Genomic DNA, 20,400 nt, shown 5'->3' on the forward strand with positions numbered 1-20,400 from the left:
AATGATGGCTCAAGAACTCTATCATATGATTGACCTGTCTCGCTTAGGGGTAATGAAATCAGAATTAATCACCCAAAAGTTGCGTATAAATGTGTCCCGCAAAGGGCAAAAGGGCGGTATTTTGCGGAACTGGCTCTTGCTCCTGTTCGCAGCAAAAGGCACATTGGGCCAAACGGGGATGCTTGAAATCATGGTCACTTCGACCCATGTGTATCCTCTAGTGGAAACGGTTGCGGTTGCCGACTTGCGGGACCTGATCGTTTTGCCAAAAAAAGGACAAGAGCATGGAAGAAACCTTCAGCACCTCCTATCCCGTCCTGCCGCTGCGCGATATCGTTGTGTTCCCTCACATGATCGTGCCGCTGTTCGTCGGGCGTGAGAAATCGGTGCGGGCACTCGAAGAAGTGATGCAGGACGACAAGCAGATTTTGCTGTCGAGCCAGATTGACCCCTCGCAGGACGATCCAACCACCAAGGACATTTACCAGACGGGTGTTCTGGCGAATGTGCTGCAACTGCTGAAACTGCCTGATGGCACCGTGAAGGTGCTCGTCGAGGGTAAAAAACGCGTACGGATCACCGAATTTATCGAGAACGACAACTTCTTTGAAGCGATGGCCGATGAACTGATCGAAATTCCGGGTGCCGAGGACGAATTGGCGGCCCTTGTGCGGTCGGTTGGCGAGGAATTCGAACGCTACGCTAAGATCAAAAAGAACATCCCCGAAGAGGCGCTGGCTGCGGTCAGCGACACGACAGAGCCTGCAAAACTTGCGGACCTCGTGGCGGGCCATTTGGGTGTTGATGTTCAGCAGAAACAATCGCTGCTTGAGACGTTGCCGATCAGTGAACGACTGGAAAAGGTCTATGGCCTGATGCAGGGCGAAATGTCTGTGCTGCAGGTCGAGAAAAAGATCAAAACCCGTGTGAAGTCCCAGATGGAGCGGACCCAGCGCGAGTATTATCTGAACGAACAGATGAAGGCGATCCAGCGTGAGTTGGGCGATGGAGAGGACGGCGCGAACGAAATCGCCGAACTCGAAGAAAAGATCGCTGCGACGAAGCTGTCGAAAGAGGCCAAGGAAAAGGCCGACGCTGAGGTGAAGAAGCTCAAGAACATGTCGCCGATGTCCGCAGAGGCAACGGTGGTGCGCAACTACCTCGATTGGATGCTGAATATTCCGTGGGGCACCAAATCCCGCGTGAAGAAGGACTTGGGGCGGGCCGAGGAAACCCTCGATGCCGAGCACTACGGTCTGGAAAAGGTCAAAGAGCGGATCGTCGAATACCTCGCCGTGCAATCGCGGAGCGCGAAATTGAAGGGGCCGATCATGTGCCTCGTCGGTCCTCCGGGTGTGGGTAAAACCTCGCTAGGTAAATCGATTGCAAAGGCCACTGGGCGCGAGTTTATCCGCATCAGCCTCGGCGGTGTGCGTGATGAATCTGAAATCCGTGGGCACCGTCGGACCTACATCGGCTCTATGCCCGGTAAGATCATTCAGGCGCTGAAAAAGGCGAAGACCACGAACCCGCTTATCCTTCTCGATGAGATCGATAAGATGGGACAGGACTTCCGTGGCGACCCTGCGTCGGCCATGCTTGAAGTGCTCGATCCGGAACAGAACTCGACCTTTGTGGATCACTACCTCGAGGTGGAATACGACCTGTCGAACGTAATGTTCCTGACCACGTCGAACAGCTACAACATGCCTGGTCCGCTTCTTGACCGGATGGAGATCATCCCGCTCTCTGGCTACACCGAAGATGAAAAACGCGAGATCGCGAAACAGCATCTTTTGGCCAAGCAGATCAAGAACCACGGCCTCCACGCCAAGGAGTTCGAGATCACAGACGATGCGCTGACCGCGATCATCCAGACCTACACCCGCGAGGCTGGTGTGCGTAATCTTGAGCGCGAGATCGCTAAAGTTGCCCGCAAGGCCGTAACCAAGATCGTGAAAAAGGAAACTGATCGCGTTCAAGTGACGGCTGAGAACCTCGATGACTTCCTCGGCGTGCCGCGTCACCGCTTTGGCCTCGCTGAGAAAGAGGATCAGGTCGGTGTCGTGACAGGGCTGGCCTACACTTCGGTCGGTGGTGAGCTGTTGCAGATCGAAGCGCTGCGTTTGCCGGGTAAAGGTCGGATGAAAACCACTGGTAAGCTCGGCGATGTGATGAAGGAGTCGATTGAGGCGGCATCGTCTTATGTTCGGTCCATTTCACCACAACTTGGTGTGAAACCGCCGCGTTTCGATAAGCTGGACATCCACGTTCACGTGCCCGATGGCGCAACGCCCAAGGATGGTCCGTCGGCTGGTCTGGCGATGGTCACTGCGATTGTGTCGGTTCTGACCCAGATCCCTGTTCGCAAGGACATCGCGATGACGGGTGAGGTGACGCTGCGTGGTAATGCGACCGCGATTGGTGGGTTGAAAGAGAAACTCTTGGCGGCGCTGCGCGGTGGTATCAAAACCGTGCTGATCCCCGAAGAGAACGTCAAAGACCTGCCAGAGATTCCGGACAACGTGAAATCTGGGCTTGAGATCATTCCAGTCACCCACGTGTCTGAGGTTCTAAAGCACGCGTTGATCGCTGAACCGGTGCCTGTCGAATGGGACGAAGAGGCGGAAGAAGAAGCCGCCGCCGCCCGTGCCCTCGCAAGGGGCGAAGATGGGGCAGGGGCCATCGCACATTAATGGAAAGGGGCGCCGTGTGGCGCCCTTTTTTATTGGAAAATCATATCATTTTCATTGAATACCCCCTGCACAACCATCAGCGGAGTTACTAGGGTAGAAACAATCAATCTATTTGAGGCAATTTATTATGGCGACCACCGCTAAAACCACCAAACGCAAACCTGCCGCGGTTAAAGAATCCCCCGAAGCGACGCCTGCGTCGGAAGGTGAAACAACAACCGTTTTGGTGAAGAAGCCGGAGTTCATCGACCGCGTTGTTGCGCGCTCTGGACTTAAGAAGAAAGATGTCAAACCCGCGCTTGAGGCGATCCTCGCGCAATTGGGCGAGGAACTGACCGAAGACAAAGAGCTGTCGCTGCCGCCCTTTGGTAAGATCATGGTGAACCGGACCAAAGACACTGCAAACGGTACTGTAGTCATCGCCAAAGTGAAGCTGTCAAAGCCCGTTGTGAAGGTTGATGCAAATTCTTCCGAAACCCCTCTTGCGGATGAAGACGAGTAAGGGTAATCACGCCGCCACGGGTCGTTAGCTCAGTTGGTAGAGCGCTTCGTTTACACCGAAGATGTCGGGAGTTCGAGTCTCTCACGACCCACCAGAATACAAGGCGCATCCCACGGGTTGCGCCTTTTGTTTTTTGGTGGATAAGTCACGCCATGACCCTGCCTGAGCTCTACATCATCCGCCATGGTGAAACCGAATGGAACCGCGCTGCGCGTATGCAGGGCGGGTTGGATTCGGCGCTGACAGAGCTAGGTCGTGCGCAGGCGGATCAGGTAGCCGCCACGCTCGCGGGCGTTATTCATCCAGACACCCATGATTTATGGAGCAGCCCTCAAGGTCGCGCCTTGGCCACTGCTGAGCCGATTTCCAAAGTAACAGGTTGTCCAGTCGTTGCTGTCGATGGTTTGCGCGAAATCCACATGGGAGACTGGGTCGGGCTGTCGCGATCAGAGATCGACGCGAAATGGCCTGCACCGTCGCCAGATGAACATTTCATCGAATTCTACCGTCGCGCGCCCAATGCGGAATCCTTTCCAGCATTATGGGATCGTGTCGGTCAGGTGTTGGACCAAATCCAGCGTCCCACGGTGATTATCACCCACGGTTTTACCTCGCGCTTCTTGCGGACGCGGGCATTGGGGCTGAGCCTTGACGATATTGGCCGAGTCGACGGCGGGCAGGGCGTTATTTTTCGGATAAAAAACGGCCAACATGAGATTTTTGAAAAATAGATGACATTGGGGTCTTGCCCCTTTGAGAATCTGCGGCTACTTACGCCGCCACGGGTCGTTAGCTCAGTTGGTAGAGCGCTTCGTTTACACCGAAGATGTCGGGAGTTCGAGTCTCTCACGACCCACCATTTTCCCCACATTCATAACCGACTATCACTCGTCAATTCGTGTGCGTTGCGCATTGACGCGTCTGGCACAGGATTGTAGCAAGCGGGCGGGGGCCTGTAGCTCAATGGTTAGAGCAGAGCGCTCATAACGCTTTGGTTGCGGGTTCAAATCCTGCCGGGCCTACCAATCCTTCCCCACTTGTCGATAAACCATAAGCTTGCTCGCTTTGGGGGCCATTTCATGTGGTTTGCGGTTGGGGTTTGGGTATATCTATATGATTTTGCTCATCTATCTGGATTCTGTGGTGAGCAATTATTTGGTCTGTCTATCGACCATTTCATCGCGGATTCTATCTACGGCTGCTCTCGACCCTGAGCGTACCTTCGCGTTACAAATGTCTGCATTATGAGGTCTGTGGGTTATTGCTCTCTGTATATCGATGATTGGTTAGAGTCACATCAGTCGTGATCGGGTCTTAACGAAGGAAAAGTCACATCTGGGACTTGTATTTGTGTAAGAAAATAGGGCAAATAAAACATCTCAATTATAGAATGTTAATGCGCTACCAATGCCTCGCGATCTAAAGAAGCCTATTTTAGAACTACTTTCAGGCTCAGCGGCTCGAACTATGCGGGTTTCGTCAGGGCTTGCGTTGGGCTCAAACATGATCTGGCTTTTGCAAGCATATTTGATTGCGTCGGTCGTGTCGGGCATGCTCGCTGGTGACAGTTTCTCTTGGACCCAGCCTGAAATCGCCGGTTTTTTGGTCTTGGGTTTCATTAAGGTCGCCTTATCATATCTATCAGACAAAAAAGCAGCAGAAGTTGCCGACGCTATTCAAGATGATCTTCGCCGTGAAATCATCGGGCTTGAAGTATCTGTAACAGGTGCCTCCTTCGGTTTTGGTGCAGGGGCGACCGCAGCACTCCTTATTGAAAAAGTCGCCTTACTTCGTCCTTATTTGCTTCGCTACTTCCCCGCTCGCATTCGAACAATGGTCGTGCCTGTAGTGATCGTTTTCATCGCTTTTTATTACAGCTGGGCGGTTGGGGTCATTCTGCTGATTACTGGTCCATTGATACCATTGTTCATGGCTTTGATTGGATGGGCTGCGCAGAACGCTAGCGAACAACAGATGCAGGAAGTCTCTACTATGAACGATCTTTTGGTCGATCGGGTGAGCGGGCTAGTGGATATCCGGCTACTAAACGCTTCTCGGCGTGTCTTATCGGATTTTGAAACACATGCAGAGGAACTGCGCATACGAACTATGGCAGTTCTTAGGATTGCCTTTTTGTCTTCGACAGTCCTTGAATTGTTTGCGGCGATCGGCGTTGCTCTTGTTGCGGTTTTCTTGGGATTTAGCCTTCTTGGCGAAATCAATTTTGGCTCCACTGGAGCTCCTGTCACGGCATTTGAGGTCGTTTGGCTGCTACTGCTAGCTCCTGAGTTTTATCAGCCATTGCGAGACCTATCTGCTGCTTGGCATGATCGCGCATCAGCGGCAGCCGTTGCGCAAGATATTCACGACTGGAGGGACCAAGTACGCGCCGAAATCGTACGACCGACTGGGAAAGACGGTGGCGCGTTTTCAGGTTTGCGTGCTCGATCATTGTCGGTAAGGCGCGGTGAGGCTGTGCTTAAGTTTCCAGACATTGATATTTTGAGCGGCAGTTCAGTCGCGATCATGGGGCCATCGGGAAGTGGGAAAACGACATTGCTAAAAGCGATGGTCGGCCTTGTAGAACTCTGCAGTGGTGAATTGCGTAGTGGTGATGTCGTTCTTTCTCAAACGACTATAGATAGTTGGCGAAGCCGGATTGGCTGGATGCCACAAGCGCCTAGTTTTTTGAATGAAACACTTCGCTACAATGTTGCTTTCGATGAAACCGCAGATATTTGGCCTTCATTGAAAGTTGCAAAAGTGGACGGCGTTGTATCACGCCTACCGGATCAGGATAGGACGTATCTGGGTGAAAACGGCGCAGGACTTTCGGGCGGTGAGGCGCGACGTATTATGTTGGCTCGGGCAGTGTTTGCATCGCCTCAGATATTAATCGCGGATGAACCGACTGCCGATCTTGATCGAGAGACCGCCACCCTCATTGTCGAGAGCCTGAAGATGCTAAAACGTTCGGGCGTCACCGTCATTGTTGCAACGCATGATGAAGTCCTAGCTCGGCAAATGGATCAGTTGATCCGCATCGGAGGCGCCGAATGAAGGATTTGTTTGCCTTGTTTCGGCTCATGCTGCGTCTGCGACGCAAGTCAATGTTGCAGGGCGCCGTGTTGACGATTGTTGTGTTGACCGCGGGTGTTGGCCTGCTGGGTCTATCTGGTTGGTTCATTACTGCAGCTGCAGCCGCTGGTTTGGCTGGTGTCGGTGCAACCTTCGATGTGTTTCGCCCATCTGCTGGCGTAAGGATGCTCGCATTGGGGCGAACAGTTGCGCGCTACGGCGAACGTCTTACGACGCATGATGCTACGTTGAGAGTATTATCAGCTTTCCGTGTGCAACTATTGAACGGTATTTTGGGATCAGAATTTTCTGAACAAGTGAAGCTGCGTGGCGCCCAAGCTCTTAACCGATTGGTGGCTGATGTAGACGCCTTGGACAACATACCACTCCGTCTGATTTTGCCGGTGGCAGCGGCGATTTCGACGACCCTAATCACCTTCCTTATGCTTTGGTGGCTGACAGATTTCTGGATCGCTCTGCCAATCACATTTGGGATGATAACGGGGGGGCTTCTCGTCAGTTTTATAGGGATGTTGAGGTCTTTGTCACATTCGGCTGCCGAAGAAGAAACGGGCCAATCACTTCGTGCGCACCTCGTAGATGTTATTCGGTCGCGGGATGATTTGATAATTTATGGACAAATCGAAACCCAGAAAATCCGACTACTTGAGCAGCTGAATGAGTTCCATTTTCATCGTAGGAAGATCGACAAAATTGATCGACAGACAGGTGCATTTCTGTCGGTACTTTTAACAGTTTTGACCACATACGCACTTTGGGCGGGTTATCAGTTCGCAATAGAAGGCGTTTTTTCGCCAGCACTTTCGGCGCTTGGTATCTTCGCGACCCTTGGCCTCTTTGAAGCGATTGCTCCGCTGCGCCGGTCGGCAACCGAGATGGGCCGCATGGTTGTGGCTGCTGCGCGAGTAAGACCTAACCTCATCCAAAAGGCTCCTCTGGCATCGGTTCAAGATCTTCGAATTGATGTCGTGACCCCTCTGTTTCAGGCCCATGCCGGAGAGAGTATTGCTTTGGTTGGGCCGAGTGGGTCAGGCAAAAGTACACTGCTCAATCAAATTGCAGGTTTAATTCCCGCAGAAACAGTGACCGTTGGCGGTCTGTCACCCGCATTCATCGACGAAGTGGAGTTACGGAACGTTGTTGGTTTTGTCCCACAACGTATTCGGCTTTTCTCGGGGACACTTAGAGACAATCTAAGTCTCGGTGTTGAGAACGTGAGCGACCAAGAATTGAAAAAGGTTTTGCAACTCCTGAAATTAGGGACTCTGCTACAAGAACGTGATGCTCTTGACCTAAAATTAGACATCCATGCTTCGGGATTATCGGGGGGGCAGGCGAGACGAGTTGCCTTAGGGCGAGCGCTCTTACGTAAGCCCAAGATACTGCTCCTTGATGAGCCGACTGAGGGATTGGACCAATCTATGTCTCTGGAAATAATGCAAAATATTCGGGATTACTTGCCAGATTCTCTTGTTATTTATGCAACCCATTCAGCAGAAGAAGCTCAGTGGGCCCACCGAATTGTGAAAATTCAGGAAAATTGATCAAGATATTTTATTTTTGACATGGATCAAAGTTATATCCCTGATACAGGATTAAATAGACAATGACTTTTTCTCGGGGCCGCCTTCTGGCCCGTATTTAAAGGAGCCTAAAATGGACTTCGGGATCGTAGAGCTGTCACGGCTACAGTTTGCCATGACAGCCTTATACCATTTCCTGTTCGTGCCGTTGACTTTGGGTCTGTCAATCATCGTAGCGATCATGGAGACGGTCTACGTGATGACAAACCGCCCTATCTGGCGGCAGATGACCAAATTCTGGGGTACTCTCTTCGGTATCAACTTTGTCCTTGGCGTTGCCACCGGTATCACCATGGAATTCCAGTTTGGCATGAACTGGAGCTACTACAGTCACTATGTCGGCGACATCTTTGGTGCGCCACTCGCGATTGAAGGTCTTATGGCTTTCTTCCTTGAGGCGACGTTTGTTGGCTTGTTCTTCTTCGGGTGGGACAAGCTTTCGAAGGTAGGGCACCTCATTTCTGCTTGGCTTGTTGCTATAGGGTCTAATTTCTCTGCTTTGTGGATTCTTATTGCGAATGGCTGGATGCAAAATCCAGTAGGTGCAGAGTTCAATCCAATGACGATGCGTATGGAAATGACCTCGTTTACGGAGGTGCTATTCAATGAAGTTGCCCAAGCAAAATTCGTGCACACAGTGTCAGCCGGCTATGTCACCGCTGCCGTTTTCGTGTTGGGTGTTTCTGCTTGGTATCTTTTGAAGGGTCGTCATACGGAGTTGGCGCGTCGGTCTATTGCTGTTGCGGCGTCGTTTGGTCTTGCCGCAGCATTATCAGTGGTCGTTCTGGGCGACGAATCTGGATATTCGGCCAGCCACACACAGAAAATGAAATTGGCTGCGATTGAAGCGATGTGGGAAACCCATCCCGCTCCAGCGCCGTTTACTGCGTTTGGCCTTCCCGATCAGGAAGCCCGCGAAACGAAGTACGCAATAGAAATTCCGTGGGTTATGGGCCTGATTGGGACGCGTTCCCTGACAACAGAAATACCAGGCATTGAAGAGCTAGTTCACCAAGCGGAGGATCGTATTCGTTCTGGCCTGATCGCATATGATGCTTTGATGGAAATTCGAGCTGATCTGAACAATGTCAGTGATGCGGCACGCGCTCAGTTTGAAGAACATTCTGATGACCTCGGCTTTGCACTTCTTCTGAAACGGTATGTCGATGATCCTCGCGAAGCGACCGAAGAACAGATTTTGATGGCTGCAGATGATACTGTACCGACAGTGTGGCCGTTGTTCTGGGCTTTCCGCATCATGGTGGCGCTTGGGTTCAGTTTCATTGGCCTGATGCTTTACTTCTTCTATCTAGCCTCATTCAAAGGCATGAAGTTCCCAAAATTTGCACTGCGTCTAGCTGTGATTATGATCCCGGCGCCTTGGATTGCTGCCGAGTTGGGATGGTTTGTTGCCGAGTTCGGTCGCCAACCTTGGACCGTAGATGGCGTTTTGCCAACAGCGTTGTCGGTGAGCTCTCTTTCGGTAACTGAAGTTGCAATGACGCTTGCAGGCTTTGTTCTATTCTACACCGTCCTCTTCATCGTCGAGATGGGCCTGATGATCAAATACATCAAAAAAGGCCCATATATGGACGTGAAAGAAACGGATGAATGGATGGATGTTCATCGGCGTCGCATGATTACTGTCGGTGAGCCCGATGCAATCGCAACCCCAGCGGAGTAATAGCTATGATCCTGCATGAACTTATCAGCTTTGATATCTTGCGCCTGATATGGTGGGTACTTCTTGGAGTTCTCCTGATCGGGTTTGCATTAACCGACGGATTTGACATGGGGGTGGGAGCGTTGCTTCCATTTGTAGCCAAGTCTGACACAGAACGACGCATGGTTATCAATACTGTTGGACCGGTTTGGGAAGGCAACCAAGTTTGGTTCATTCTCGGTGGTGGAGCAATCTTTGCTGCTTGGCCGCCTCTTTATGCGGTTAGCTTCTCGGGCTTCTACCTTGCAATGTGGGTTGTCTTGGCGGCACTCATTGTGCGTCCAGTTGCTTTTAAATACCGCTCCAAACGGGAATCCACTTCCTGGCGTTCCGCTTGGGACTGGGCATTGTTCGCGGGCGGCTTTGTCCCTGCGCTGATTTTCGGTGTGGCAGTCGGTAATGTCCTTCAGGGTGTGCCATTTCACTTAACCCCCGACCTTCATTCGATTTATGAGGGCGGTGTTGCAGGTAAGTTCTTTGGACTTTTGAACCCGTTTGCATTGCTCACTGGCATCGTCTCTGTTGGCATGTTGGTCATGCATGGCTCTGCCTGGCTCTCACTCAAATCAGAGGGGGTTATTGTAGAACGTGCCCGTACCTACGGTGCGTATGGGGCAACTGTTGCAGGTTTGGGCTTTGTCATTGCCGGCGTATGGTTGGCCTTCGGGATTGATGGCTACAGCTTTGTGAATGCCGTTGATCCTGCTGGCCCTTCGAACCCGCTTTTGTCTGAAGTGTCTAAGGGCGGAAGCTGGTTGAATGCGTATAATGATCGTCCTTGGATAATGGTCGCCCCAATCATGGGCCTCACGGGCGTTTTATTGACGATCCGTGGGCTTCGTGCAGGGCACGAAGTATCAACACTCCTCACCTCCAAAATGGCCATCTTGGGGATGATTTCGAGTGTCGGCCTAACCATGTTTCCGTTCATCTTACCGTCATCGTCTGATCCAAAATCATCGCTGACCGTTTGGGATGCATCTTCTTCTCACATGACATTGTTCATCATGTTGGTTGTGACATTGATCTTCATGCCCTTGATCCTCGCTTACACAGCTTGGGTCTACAAAGTGCTTTGGGGAAAAGTCACCGAGAAAGACGTGATCGAACACGGTGACTCTCTCTACTAAGGAAAGGATATCTCTATGTGGTATTTCGCTTGGATCCTCGGACTTCCGCTCGCCGCTATCTTTGCAGTTATGAACGCCATGTGGCTCGAACTGCGTGAAGATAAACGGTTGGCTGACGAAGCTTAATCGTCACGCGTTCCCTGTGGCGCTCTACGGAGGCGGGTTCACTCGCCTCCGTTTTTTGTTGCCGAATTGAACGTAGCATATTTGCGATAGGCATAGACCCGCAGATACGACCGATCAGGTAGTTTTGGTAATCAATGGACAGTCTTGAGTGTTCCTAAAACACCTACTGTATGTTGGTTGGAACTTCAGGAAATAATCACCTGCTAAACTAATTCGCATAATTGTTATCCATTGTCGTTGGATACAAAAAAGCCCCCGAGCAGATGTCTCGAGGGCTTTATTTGCAAACAAATTATTCAGGTTTTTGGGGAGGCGATAATAGGGATTCGATCGTGTACACGAGGATCGCTGCCCCGATTGCGCCGCCGACACCGACCAGCAAAAAGACAATCAAATCGACGGGCCCACCAAGGTCTGTCAGATGCGAATGGGTCATGGCCATTACGAACCAAATCGCGCCGACAAAACCAAACGGCATCGAGATTTGAGCAAACAGGAATTTCTTCCAAGATACTGCGCGGTCTCTGATCAGAACGAAAAGGTAAAGCGCGGTCACAATAACCGCGGCAACGACCATGGCCCAAAACAGTCCTCTGCCAAAAATCTCTTCGAAAACTGCGAGGAAGGTTGATAGTGTCATCTCTTTCATTTGACGTCTCCTTAGGCTTTGCCGCGCAGCATGGCGTTATAGGTGGCTTTGAGTGCAACCTCTTTCATCAGCCACGAAATCCAAAGCTCTTCTAGCGGGGCGATGATGCCGGGGAAGGACGGCGTGAGGTTGTTGTCGTAGTCAAATTCGATCAGCATCGCGCGACCTACGCGCGTGATCATGGGGCAAGAGGTGTAGCCATTGTAAGTCTCTGTAGGATCGGCGCCCGCAATGGTCGACACGATCTGGTCCTCGACAACAACGACCTGCCATTTGACCGAGGCTGCTGTTTTCCCTTTTGGAACGCCGGCAACATCGCCGAGGGCCCAAATGTCGGGATAGCGCAGGTGGCGTAAGGTTGTCTTGTCACATTCAACCCAGCCTTGGTCGGTCCATTTGTCAGCCCAAGAGAGCCCAGACTGTCGAATAACCTCGGGTGCGCGCTGTGGCGGGATTACATGCAGGTAATCGTAGTCGCGCTCGACTTCACCATTTTCGGTCGTAAAGGTCGCGCGTTTTGCGCCCGCATCAATCGACTTGAGGACGTGCGAATAGTTCGGCGTAATACCGCGATCCCCAAACAGCATTCGGACCTTTTCTGAGACGATGGGCACACCAAACAGGCTGTTATTATTCGCCATGTAGTGAACATCCATTTTACCTGCATTACCCGCGCGGCGTGCGATGTCGTCAATTAAGAACGTATGTTTGAGCGGAGCACCCGCGCATTTCATTTCGGTCGCTGGGCGCGTAAATAGCCCAATCCCACCTTCTTCGGTGTACTTTGAGGCCGCTTGCCAAGTCTTGGCTGCATACTCTGGTCCAGCATAAAGAGAGCCGATTCCGTTGGTACCGACCATATCGAGACTGAACCCGTCGATTGCATCGTGATCCAAAACCAGACCCGGTGCCACGACGAGGAAATCATAGGCAAGGATCTGACCGCTTTCTGTAGTGACGGTTTTCTTGTCGGGATCAATTGCTGCAGCTTTTTCTGTGATGAGAGAAACACCGGTAGGCAGCCAATCCGTTGTTTTAGATACAACATAATTAGCTGGCTTAAGGCCTGCTGCGACCAAAGATAAACCGGGTTGGTATAAGTGTTGGGGGCGGGGATCAATTAGAGTGATTTCTGCGCCATCCAGTCGGTCAACCAAGCGGTTAGCAAGTGCAGTGCCGCCTGCGCCTGCACCGATAATTATGATTTTTGCATTTGTAGGTATGGCTGCAGCGTTGGTTTCTTGCGTCGAAACAACAAGAGCAGCCCCGCCTGCGGCGAGGCCCAGAAAGCCGCGGCGCCCTATGGGCGCGTTTAGGGAATTGGTCATCAGGAACTCCAAATTATACATAATATTTATGACATATAAGTGTATGTAGATGATTTGATGTAGGTCAAAAGAATGCTTAATTCTATCTTTGAGATGTGTCTTTATGGGGCATTCGTCGTTTAAAGGTTGGGACGGCACTGTCGAACTAAACGACCTTTAGGTGGGTAGAACACGTGGTCAGCGTTTTGGTATGACCACGTGCTCTCCATTTCGGTACTTCAAGACGAGCTCGGAGGTGATCCGCTTAGCATTGATGCTCTAGGAAGGTTTCCTTGGTCTCTTCGTAATGTGGAGGATCTCCCGTATGAGCGGGGGATCGACGTAAGTCATGAGACGATCCGGTATTGGTGGAACAGATTTGTTCCGCTGTTTACTTCTGAAATCAGGAAGCGAAGAGCGGACAGATTAAAATCCCGCTCGAATTGGCAATGGTACTTGGTTGAGGTCTTCGTGAAAATGAATGGTGTGTGGCACCACATGAGGCGCGCTGTTGATCAAGAAAGTGATGTACTTGAGGCTATGTCATAAGGTGCCGAGACCGAAATGCGGCACTGAAATTCCTCAGGAAATCTCTGCGTAGATATGGAAGCCCGCAGGCAATAGACACTGACAATCTTAGGTCTTATGGCGCTGCTATGAGAGACCTAGGAAATACTGAGAAACAGCAAACGGGCAGGTGGCTCAATAACCGCATTGAGAATTCTCACCTTCCGTTTCGACGAAGAGAGCGAGCTATGCTTAGGTTTCGGTAAATGCAATGTTTGTAGAAATTCGCCGCCGTTCACTCTTCCGTCTACAATCATTTCAGTCAGGAACGACACCACCATAGCCGAGGCAACTTCAAAACCTTACGCGCCACTGGTCTCGCAGAGTTTCGCAAACTCGGCGGGATATGAAAACTTGGTTAAACAGCAAATGGAGACGAGTTCGAACTAGTCTGACAGCACCCAAATTCGGCCATGAAGCTGCATTGGTCGATTGCGCAGCGAACGTAGGGTGAGGTTCCGTTTTTCTTAGCGACACGTTTGGAACCATTTGGGCGGTGGACGATAGGCAGAGTCTAAGGCCAATGCTCAAAGGCGCTACATTTTTCGAAAAACTACGCCGAGATCGGAAGGCGCATTGTGATCTGTGCACCTTTGGCCACTGGGTCTACGGTTAAACTGCCATTCGATTGCTGAACAATTTCATTTGCAATCGCCAGTCCCAATCCGCTGCCTGAATTTGGTTCGAGCTGGGTGAAGCGACCAAAAATTTTTGTGGCGTTGTCTGGGTGCAGGTCTTTTCCGTCATCCCAAATTGACACTTTGGCGTGGTCACCGTCAGCGTCGCAGTTGATGACTATTGTGCTTAACGATGGTCCGCCGTGCGTTAGAGCGTTATCAAGAATGTTCTTGATTGCTTCTTTCAATAAAACTTCTGTCCCGAACACCTTAATCGGTTGACCTGCTGAGTTAAATTCAAACCGGACGTCTTGTTTGAGGACGAGATAGGCGAAATCGGTGCAAACATCGGAGACAATCGCATTCAGATCAATTTCTTTGGCATCTCTTTGATCGCGCCCATAGGTCAGTCGTTCCAATGACAAAAGCTGTTCAGTGACATGCGCAGAGTGTTTGGCAGCATAGAGGAGTTTGTCGATCCGCTGCTCGCGATCTGCGTTTGTTTTCGCTGATTTGACTGCCTCCGCCATTGCCAGGATGCCAGCTGCAGGATTTCGAAGTTGATGGGCTGCGTCAGATATAAATGCCTGTTGAGCGGAGATGCTGTCGGACACTTGCCCGAGCAGACGGTTTAGCGTTCTCACAATTTCTTTTACTTCGCCTGGAACAGCACGTTTGATCGGGCTTAGGTCGTTCTGAGATCGTTTATCGATCGCATCTTGAAGGTCATTGAGGGGGCGTAGACCCAACTGCACACCAAACCAAACAACAAGAGCAAGTGTCACCAGAAGGGCTCCCATCAAGGCAGCAGCTTTGAGGGCGAGATCTCTTGCGAATTCGTTTCGGTCCGACATGCGTTGCCAAACTCGAATTATCGTTTGACCCGTTATCCCTCCGACTTGAGCGTTTTCGGTGAGCTTTAAGACTCGGACAGGTTCATCACGGTATATGGCTTCAAAATAGGACGTTGTTTGAGGTTCTGCGCCGAGTGCCGTTGGTTCAATAGGTGGCTATGCATATCCGGTAACGTAATATCCACCCGGTCCTGTCGCATGATAGAAGACTTCGCCGCCAGACGCATCCGTGAGTAAATCGCGGGTTGACGGCGATAGAGCGTCGCCCTCAGAGCTCGCTACGTCGCGTGAAATTGCCAAGGCTGTAGACAGTAAACCCCTATCGAAAAGCTCGTTCGCAGTCTGTTGGGCAACCGAAAACCGCCAATAGCCAAGAAATAAACTTACAATCAAAAGTGGTGTAAGGATAAGAACGAAGAGGCGAAATCGAAGAGTATGCGGGGCGGTTTTCATCCTTCGACCTCGAGTAGATATCCGAGGCCGCGGGCGGTCTTGATCTGGACCCCACATTGCGCCAATCGGCGGCGAAGACGCGAAATATGAGGTTCGATTGCAGTGTCATCGACGTCAGCGCCGATACCGTAAACGTGGTCAATAATTTGCGACTTGGAAACCAATCGCCCCTTGCGTTCGATAAGGCATTCAAGTGTCGCCAGTTCTTTGCGTGGTAAGTCGAGGGGAAGGCCGTCAACAGTCACTTGGCGTGTTGAGCGATCAAAAATAAGTCGACCGAGGATCTCTTTTGGACTGTATTCGAGGTTTTTGCGTCGTGAAAGAGCTCTGATCCGTGCTTCGAGTTCGTCCATCTCGAAGGGTTTGACCAGATAGTCATCGGCGCCACGATCTAATCCCAAGACACGGTCGCTGGTCTCAATGCGGGCCGTGAGCAAGATCACCGGTGTATGCCCACCGCGTTGTCGCAGCGCGTGCAACACATCCAAGCCACTCATACTTGGTAAATTGATATCAAGCACGATGAGGTCTGCGCCTTCATTGCGAAGGTACGTGTCAGCTTCTAATCCATCATGCAGAACGTCAACCGCATGACCGCGATCCCTCAACCTGTAGGCGATCGCGTTGGAGAGTGTGACGTTGTCTTCGATGATGACGATACGAATTTTTCGACTCCGCAAGTTTGCCGCAAGGTTCGCACACAAAGTTCAACACGTTGGAGGGGGGAATCAATCCCCAAAAAATAAATCGGATTAAAGTGGAGTTTTGACTGCCGCTATGATCCCATCGGTCATTAAGGGAGGAAACCAATGACCTTACTAAAGCTTTCACGCCGTGCGGCGCTTGCTCTTACTGCAGCTGCTGGCTTGGCTGCGCCCGCGATGGCAGATGTAGATTTTTCCGGTAAGACGATCGAGTGGGTGATCCCATTCTCTGAAACTGGCGGTTCGGCGAAATGGGCAAACTTCTTTGCACCCCTTTTGTCCGAAGAACTACCGGGCAACCCAACCGTTGTGGTCAAGTTCATGCCAGGCGCAGGATCCACTAAAGGTGCAAACTGGTTCCAAGAACAAACTGAAGGCGACGGCACTCTGCTGTTCGGTTCGTCCGGTTCTACTCAGTTCCCGTTCCTTCTGGATGATCCGCGCGTAATGTATGAATATGCGGATTGGAACGCCGTTATGGCGACAGGCACTGGTGGCGTTGCCTATCTCAACGCCGAAGACGGTGCTCTGTTCGATGGTTCCGCAAACCAATTGAAAGATATCCCGTTCATTTTCGGTTCGCAGGGCGCGACGGGTCTTGATCTGGTTCCGCTCTTGGCTTGGGAAATGCTGGGCATGAACGTCGAACCCGTCTTTGGCATCAAAGGTCGTGGCGATGGGCGTCTGATGTTTGAACGCGGTGAAGCGACGATCGATTACCAAACGTCGTCTGGCTACATCAGTGGCTCTATGGACCTCGTGGACGCGGGTACGGCTGTTCCGATGATGTCTTGGGGTGCTCTGGACGAAAACGGTATGATCGTGCGCGATCCAACGTTCCCTGATCTCCCAAGCTTCAAAGAAGTTTGTGAAGCGACCGATGGTTGTGAAACCTCTGGTCCAGCATGAGATGCATGGAAAGCCTTCTTTATCGCGGGTTATCCGTCCCAGAAGATCGCGTTCCTGCCAGCTGGAACACCTCAGGACGTGATCGACACCTACACTGCAGCTTTTGAAGCAGTGCGTGCACGCCCAGATTTCAAAGAAATCGCATCCCAGCAGGTTGGCGAGTACCCGATGTTTGTTGGTGCTGGCGCTCAAAAGGCAACTGACGAAGCAACAACCGTTTCGGACGAGGCAAAACAATTCGTCCTGACATGGCTTAAAGACGCTTACGGCGTCGAACTGAACTAAGCCAGTTCACAGCGCCCTCTCGAATTCGAGGGGGCGCACCTCATCAAAAAATCAAAACTAAAAGAAAGCGACTCCGATGGAGATTTTCGCCAACGCACTTCCTGCGCTCGGTGACGCGTGGGCATTGATACTCCAGCCTATTGTGCTGGGCTATCTCATCCTTGGTGTCACCATGGGCCTAGCGGTTGGGGTTTTCCCTGGCCTCGGTGGTATCGCCGGCTTGTCCCTTCTTCTTCCCTTCATGTTCGGCATGGAGCCCGTTTACGGTTTGGCCTTGATGGTGGGAATGGTGGCGGTTGTACCAACGTCAGACACCTTTGCTTCGGTCCTGATGGGGATACCTGGGTCATCTGCATCTCAGGCAACCGTGCTTGATGGGTTCCCTATGGCGAAAAAAGGCGAGGCGGCGCGTGCGCTTTCTGCAGCTTTCGCATCGTCTCTATTCGGTGGCCTGGTTGGGGCTCTCTTCCTGACTGCGTTTATCTTGGTCGCGCGTCCTATTGTTTTGGCATTCGGGTTGCCCGAAATGCTGATGATTACTGTCCTAGGACTTTCGATGGTGGCCGTGCTTGCTGGGCGCGTTCCGTTGAAAGGGCTGGCCGCTGCGGGCCTCGGCATGATGGTCGGGACCATTGGTATCGCCGACGCTGGCGGTTCGCTTCGTATGGCCAGCTATGACATCCCATACCTGACCGATGGCCTTCAGTTGGTGATTGTCGGCCTTGGTATCTTCGCGATTCCAGAAATTGTATCTCTGCTTCGTCAAGACCGCTCCATCTCTGAAAATAGTAATTTGGGCGCTGGTTGGCTGAGCGGGGTAAAGGACTGGTTTGACAATATCTGGCTGTCCGTCCGTTGCTCGTTGATTGGTGTCCTCGTCGGCATCATCCCTGGCCTTGGTGGTTCCGTTGTGGACTGGATCGCCTATGGCCACACGGTTCAGACCACCAAAGACAAATCGGGCTTTGGCAAGGGTAATGTTCGCGGTGTTATTGGGCCTGAGAGCTCGAATAACGCGAAAGAAGGCGGTGGCCTTGTTCCGACATTGCTCTTTGGTATCCCTGGTTCGGGATCGATGGCGATCTTCATCGGTGCAATTGCTCTGCTTGGGTCTGGCGATATCGAAGTTGGCCCCAAGATGCTCAAGGACAACCTCGACATCACATATTTGATCGTCTGGCTGCTCGCGCTCGCAAACGTGTTTGGGACGTTGATGTGCATCGCTTTGTCGGGCGGGATCGCGCGTTTGACGACGATCCGATTTACCTACCTCGCACCATTCTTGTTTATGCTGATCAGCTTCGCAGCATTTCAGTCGGGACAGAGTTTCGAGGATCTCCTCGCGCTGTTTGCAATTGGGTTGGTTGGTATTTTTCTGCGTCGCTTTGATTGGTCGCGCCCTGCGTTCCTCATCGGGTTTGTACTGTCGAACCCTGTAGAGAAATTCTCCAACCAAGCATTCCAAATTGCGAGCTTCAAATTCCGCCGTGGTTTTGAAACTGGCATGGATTACTTGTTTAGCCCGATCGTAATCGTTCTGATCGTCGTCACGCTGATCTCCGTCGTCTTTGGCATTCGTCAGGCAAAGGCGATCATGGCCGAAGGCGATGTGCAGTCGGGCAGCAAACGCGCGCCGGTTACGTTCTTGCTGATCATTACAGCCTATCTCGTTGTTGCGCTGTTGAACGCCAATGCGATCCCTGACTTCAACATGACCGATAAAATCGTGCCGCTCGTTATTGGTGGGATTTCTCTGGCCTGTTGCTTGATTGTGTTGGTGCAGATGATGCGTAGCCCCGAAGGCGATGTGGTCTTTGCCGACAAAGAGGTGGCTGGTGAAGATGCAGACGCGCCTTATGGCCTCTGGTCGACGTTGGCTTGGTTCGCTGGATTGATCGCGGCCACTTGGGTCGTTGGTTTCATCATTGCGTTGGTCGGCTTCCTGATCACGTTCCTTCGGGTTCGCGCGCAGGCTGGCTGGTTCAAGACTCTTATCCTCACGGCATGTGGCCTTGGGTTCATCTGTTTGATGGCCGGCGCATTGAACCGTGACTTCCCCCCAGGTCTCTTGCAGGGAGCGGTTGATATGCCGTGGCCGTTGAAATGACACAACATGCTATTCCATATGTCTTCATGCGTGGTGGTACCTCTCGTGGTCCGTATTTCAATCGCGCTGATCTCCCAGAAGACCTAGATCAATTGGCAGAAGTTCTTTTGGCCGTGATTGGGTCCGGTCATAAACTCAACATCGACGGGATTGGCGGCGGTGCCGCCGTCACAACCAAGGTCGCAATGTTGAGCCGAGCAACCGACAACTGGGCTGATGTGGACTACTTCTTCGCTCAAGTTTCGGTCGAGGATCGTCTCGTCGATTTCAAACCGACCTGTGGAAATATCCTGTCTGGAGTTGGACCTGCTGCTCTCGAAATGGGGTTGGTGGAGCCATCGGGTGATGTCACCGAGATTAAGATTCATGCAGTAAACACAGGGGCGCGGGTCGTTGCCAAAGTCCAAACCCCCGGCGGGCAACTGGATTACTCGGGGCAAACCGAAATTGCGGGTGTTCCAGGCACATCTGCACCAGTTGCCCTTAACTTTATGGGCGTCGTCGGGTCGTCGACTGGGGCGTTTTTGCCGACCGGAAACCTGCGCGATACCATAGACGGGATTGAGGTCACCTGTATGGATGTTGCTATGCCGCTGGTGATAGCGCGTGCGGCTGACTTTGGGCTGACGGGATATGAAACTGCGGAGGAGTTGGACGCCAATCGTGATTTCTTTGCGCGAATGGAAGCGATCCGGATTAAAGCGGGCGCGGCCATGGGTATGGGGGATGTTTCAAAATCCGTTACACCCAAATTCGGATTGCTAGCACCAGCAAAAGACGGTGGGACGATCGCAACTCGATACTTCATGCCATGGAATACCCATCCGACGATGGCGGTCACTGGGGCGCAGTGCCTTGCGTCCTGCGCTTTGACGCCGGGCACCGTGTCCGATGGTCTGTTGGAGCGTCCGTCAACAGGGCCGGCCGAAGTTATACTTGAGCATGCGTCTGGTAACATCGACGTCTTGGTCGATTTTTCGAACGACGACGGCTTTACCCTGATGTCGGCTGGGCTCGTCCGAACCGCGCGTAAACTGGCGGACGGGCATGTCTATGTCCCAGCCGAAGTTTGGATGAAATAGGAGGCAC

At 51.9% G+C, this 20,400-nt stretch carries 15 protein-coding genes, 3 tRNA genes and 3 pseudogenes; 16 read left to right on the forward strand and 5 right to left on the reverse strand.

The window, feature by feature from the left end:
• Positions 1-52 precede the first annotated feature (52 nt).
• The 12 genes from BSK21_RS16030 (at position 53) to cydX (ending at position 10,859) form a co-directional block, all read left to right on the forward strand.
• Complete coding sequence (locus BSK21_RS16030) at positions 53-379, forward strand: hypothetical protein (RefSeq protein WP_198039383.1); 327 nt, start codon at positions 53-55, stop codon at positions 377-379.
• Positions 285-2,696 (forward strand): endopeptidase La, encoded by a 2,412-nt coding sequence (lon, locus tag BSK21_RS05605; RefSeq protein ID WP_067548710.1) that lies wholly within the window; start codon positions 285-287, stop codon positions 2,694-2,696. Before BSK21_RS16030 ends, lon begins: the two co-directional genes overlap by 95 nt.
• 127 nt (positions 2,697-2,823) lie before the next feature.
• Positions 2,824-3,198, forward strand: coding sequence for an HU family DNA-binding protein (locus BSK21_RS05610; protein WP_082959400.1), 375 nt, complete (start codon positions 2,824-2,826; stop codon positions 3,196-3,198).
• A gap of 18 nt (positions 3,199-3,216) precedes the next feature.
• Positions 3,217-3,292: transfer RNA gene (locus BSK21_RS05615), tRNA-Val, on the forward strand.
• Between the two features lie 58 nt (positions 3,293-3,350).
• Positions 3,351-3,929, forward strand: coding sequence for a histidine phosphatase family protein (locus BSK21_RS05620; RefSeq protein WP_067548708.1), 579 nt, complete (start codon positions 3,351-3,353; stop codon positions 3,927-3,929).
• 52 nt (positions 3,930-3,981) lie between these two features.
• Positions 3,982-4,057 (forward strand) — tRNA-Val (locus BSK21_RS05625).
• Between the two features lie 90 nt (positions 4,058-4,147).
• Positions 4,148-4,223, forward strand: a tRNA-Ile gene (locus tag BSK21_RS05630).
• Between the two features lie 478 nt (positions 4,224-4,701).
• Positions 4,702-6,258, forward strand: a complete 1,557-nt coding sequence (gene cydD / locus BSK21_RS05635; protein WP_231924765.1) for a thiol reductant ABC exporter subunit CydD — start codon at positions 4,702-4,704, stop codon at positions 6,256-6,258.
• On the forward strand, positions 6,255-7,841 hold the full coding sequence (locus BSK21_RS05640; protein ID WP_067548702.1) for an amino acid ABC transporter ATP-binding/permease protein: 1,587 nt from the start codon (positions 6,255-6,257) through the stop codon (positions 7,839-7,841). Before cydD ends, BSK21_RS05640 begins: the two co-directional genes overlap by 4 nt.
• A 112-nt stretch (positions 7,842-7,953) precedes the next feature.
• Positions 7,954-9,564 (forward strand): cytochrome ubiquinol oxidase subunit I, encoded by a 1,611-nt coding sequence (locus BSK21_RS05645; RefSeq protein WP_067548699.1) that lies wholly within the window; start codon positions 7,954-7,956, stop codon positions 9,562-9,564.
• Positions 9,565-9,569: 5 nt separating this feature from the next.
• Complete coding sequence (gene cydB, locus BSK21_RS05650) at positions 9,570-10,733, forward strand: cytochrome d ubiquinol oxidase subunit II (protein ID WP_067548696.1); 1,164 nt, start codon at positions 9,570-9,572, stop codon at positions 10,731-10,733.
• Between the two features lie 15 nt (positions 10,734-10,748).
• Positions 10,749-10,859, forward strand: coding sequence for a cytochrome bd-I oxidase subunit CydX (cydX, locus tag BSK21_RS05655; protein WP_067548693.1), 111 nt, complete (start codon positions 10,749-10,751; stop codon positions 10,857-10,859).
• Positions 10,860-11,151: 292 nt separating this feature from the next.
• Here the strand turns inward: cydX and BSK21_RS05660 are convergent, their stop codons facing one another.
• Entirely contained in the window at positions 11,152-11,508 is a 357-nt protein-coding gene (locus tag BSK21_RS05660; RefSeq protein ID WP_067548690.1) for a DUF5368 domain-containing protein, read from the reverse strand.
• A gap of 11 nt (positions 11,509-11,519) precedes the next feature.
• Positions 11,520-12,836 carry an FAD/NAD(P)-binding oxidoreductase gene (locus BSK21_RS05665; protein ID WP_067549695.1) on the reverse strand — a complete coding sequence of 439 codons (1,317 nt, stop codon included), beginning with the start codon at positions 12,834-12,836 and terminating at the stop codon, positions 11,520-11,522.
• Positions 12,837-13,026: 190 nt separating this feature from the next.
• On the opposite strand from BSK21_RS05665, the pseudogene BSK21_RS05670 reads away from it, so the two are divergent.
• Positions 13,027-13,732, forward strand: a pseudogene (locus tag BSK21_RS05670) (IS6 family transposase).
• A 203-nt stretch (positions 13,733-13,935) separates the two neighbouring features.
• Here BSK21_RS05670 and BSK21_RS05675 read toward each other — a convergent pair.
• From BSK21_RS05675 to BSK21_RS05680, 3 genes and pseudogenes are all read right to left on the reverse strand, one after another.
• A complete protein-coding gene (locus BSK21_RS05675) occupies positions 13,936-14,853 on the reverse strand; it encodes a HAMP domain-containing sensor histidine kinase (protein WP_232230457.1) in 918 nt (305 codons plus the stop codon).
• 27 nt (positions 14,854-14,880) lie between these two features.
• Positions 14,881-15,363, reverse strand: a pseudogene (locus BSK21_RS16115) (sensor histidine kinase N-terminal domain-containing protein); the annotation flags it as partial.
• Positions 15,303-15,971: a response regulator transcription factor gene (locus BSK21_RS05680; protein ID WP_067549693.1), complete on the reverse strand. Its 669-nt coding sequence runs from the start codon at positions 15,969-15,971 to the stop codon at positions 15,303-15,305. The pseudogene BSK21_RS16115 and the gene BSK21_RS05680, both read right to left, overlap by 61 nt.
• A gap of 144 nt (positions 15,972-16,115) precedes the next feature.
• On the opposite strand from BSK21_RS05680, the pseudogene BSK21_RS05685 reads away from it, so the two are divergent.
• The 3 genes and pseudogenes from BSK21_RS05685 to BSK21_RS05695 all read left to right on the forward strand — a co-directional run bounded on the left by BSK21_RS05685 (position 16,116) and on the right by BSK21_RS05695 (position 20,393).
• A pseudogene (locus BSK21_RS05685) lies at positions 16,116-17,204 on the forward strand (tricarboxylate transporter).
• 76 nt (positions 17,205-17,280) lie between these two features.
• On the forward strand, positions 17,281-19,311 hold the full coding sequence (locus BSK21_RS05690) for a tripartite tricarboxylate transporter permease (RefSeq protein WP_067548687.1): 2,031 nt from the start codon (positions 17,281-17,283) through the stop codon (positions 19,309-19,311).
• Positions 19,308-20,393, forward strand: coding sequence for a 4-oxalomesaconate tautomerase (locus BSK21_RS05695; protein ID WP_067549691.1), 1,086 nt, complete (start codon positions 19,308-19,310; stop codon positions 20,391-20,393). Before BSK21_RS05690 ends, BSK21_RS05695 begins: the two co-directional genes overlap by 4 nt.
• The last annotated feature ends 7 nt before the right edge of the window (positions 20,394-20,400 follow it).

Source organism: Marivivens sp. JLT3646 (assembly GCF_001908835.1).
In the GTDB taxonomy this organism is placed as follows: Bacteria; Pseudomonadota; Alphaproteobacteria; order Rhodobacterales; family Rhodobacteraceae; genus Marivivens; species Marivivens geojensis.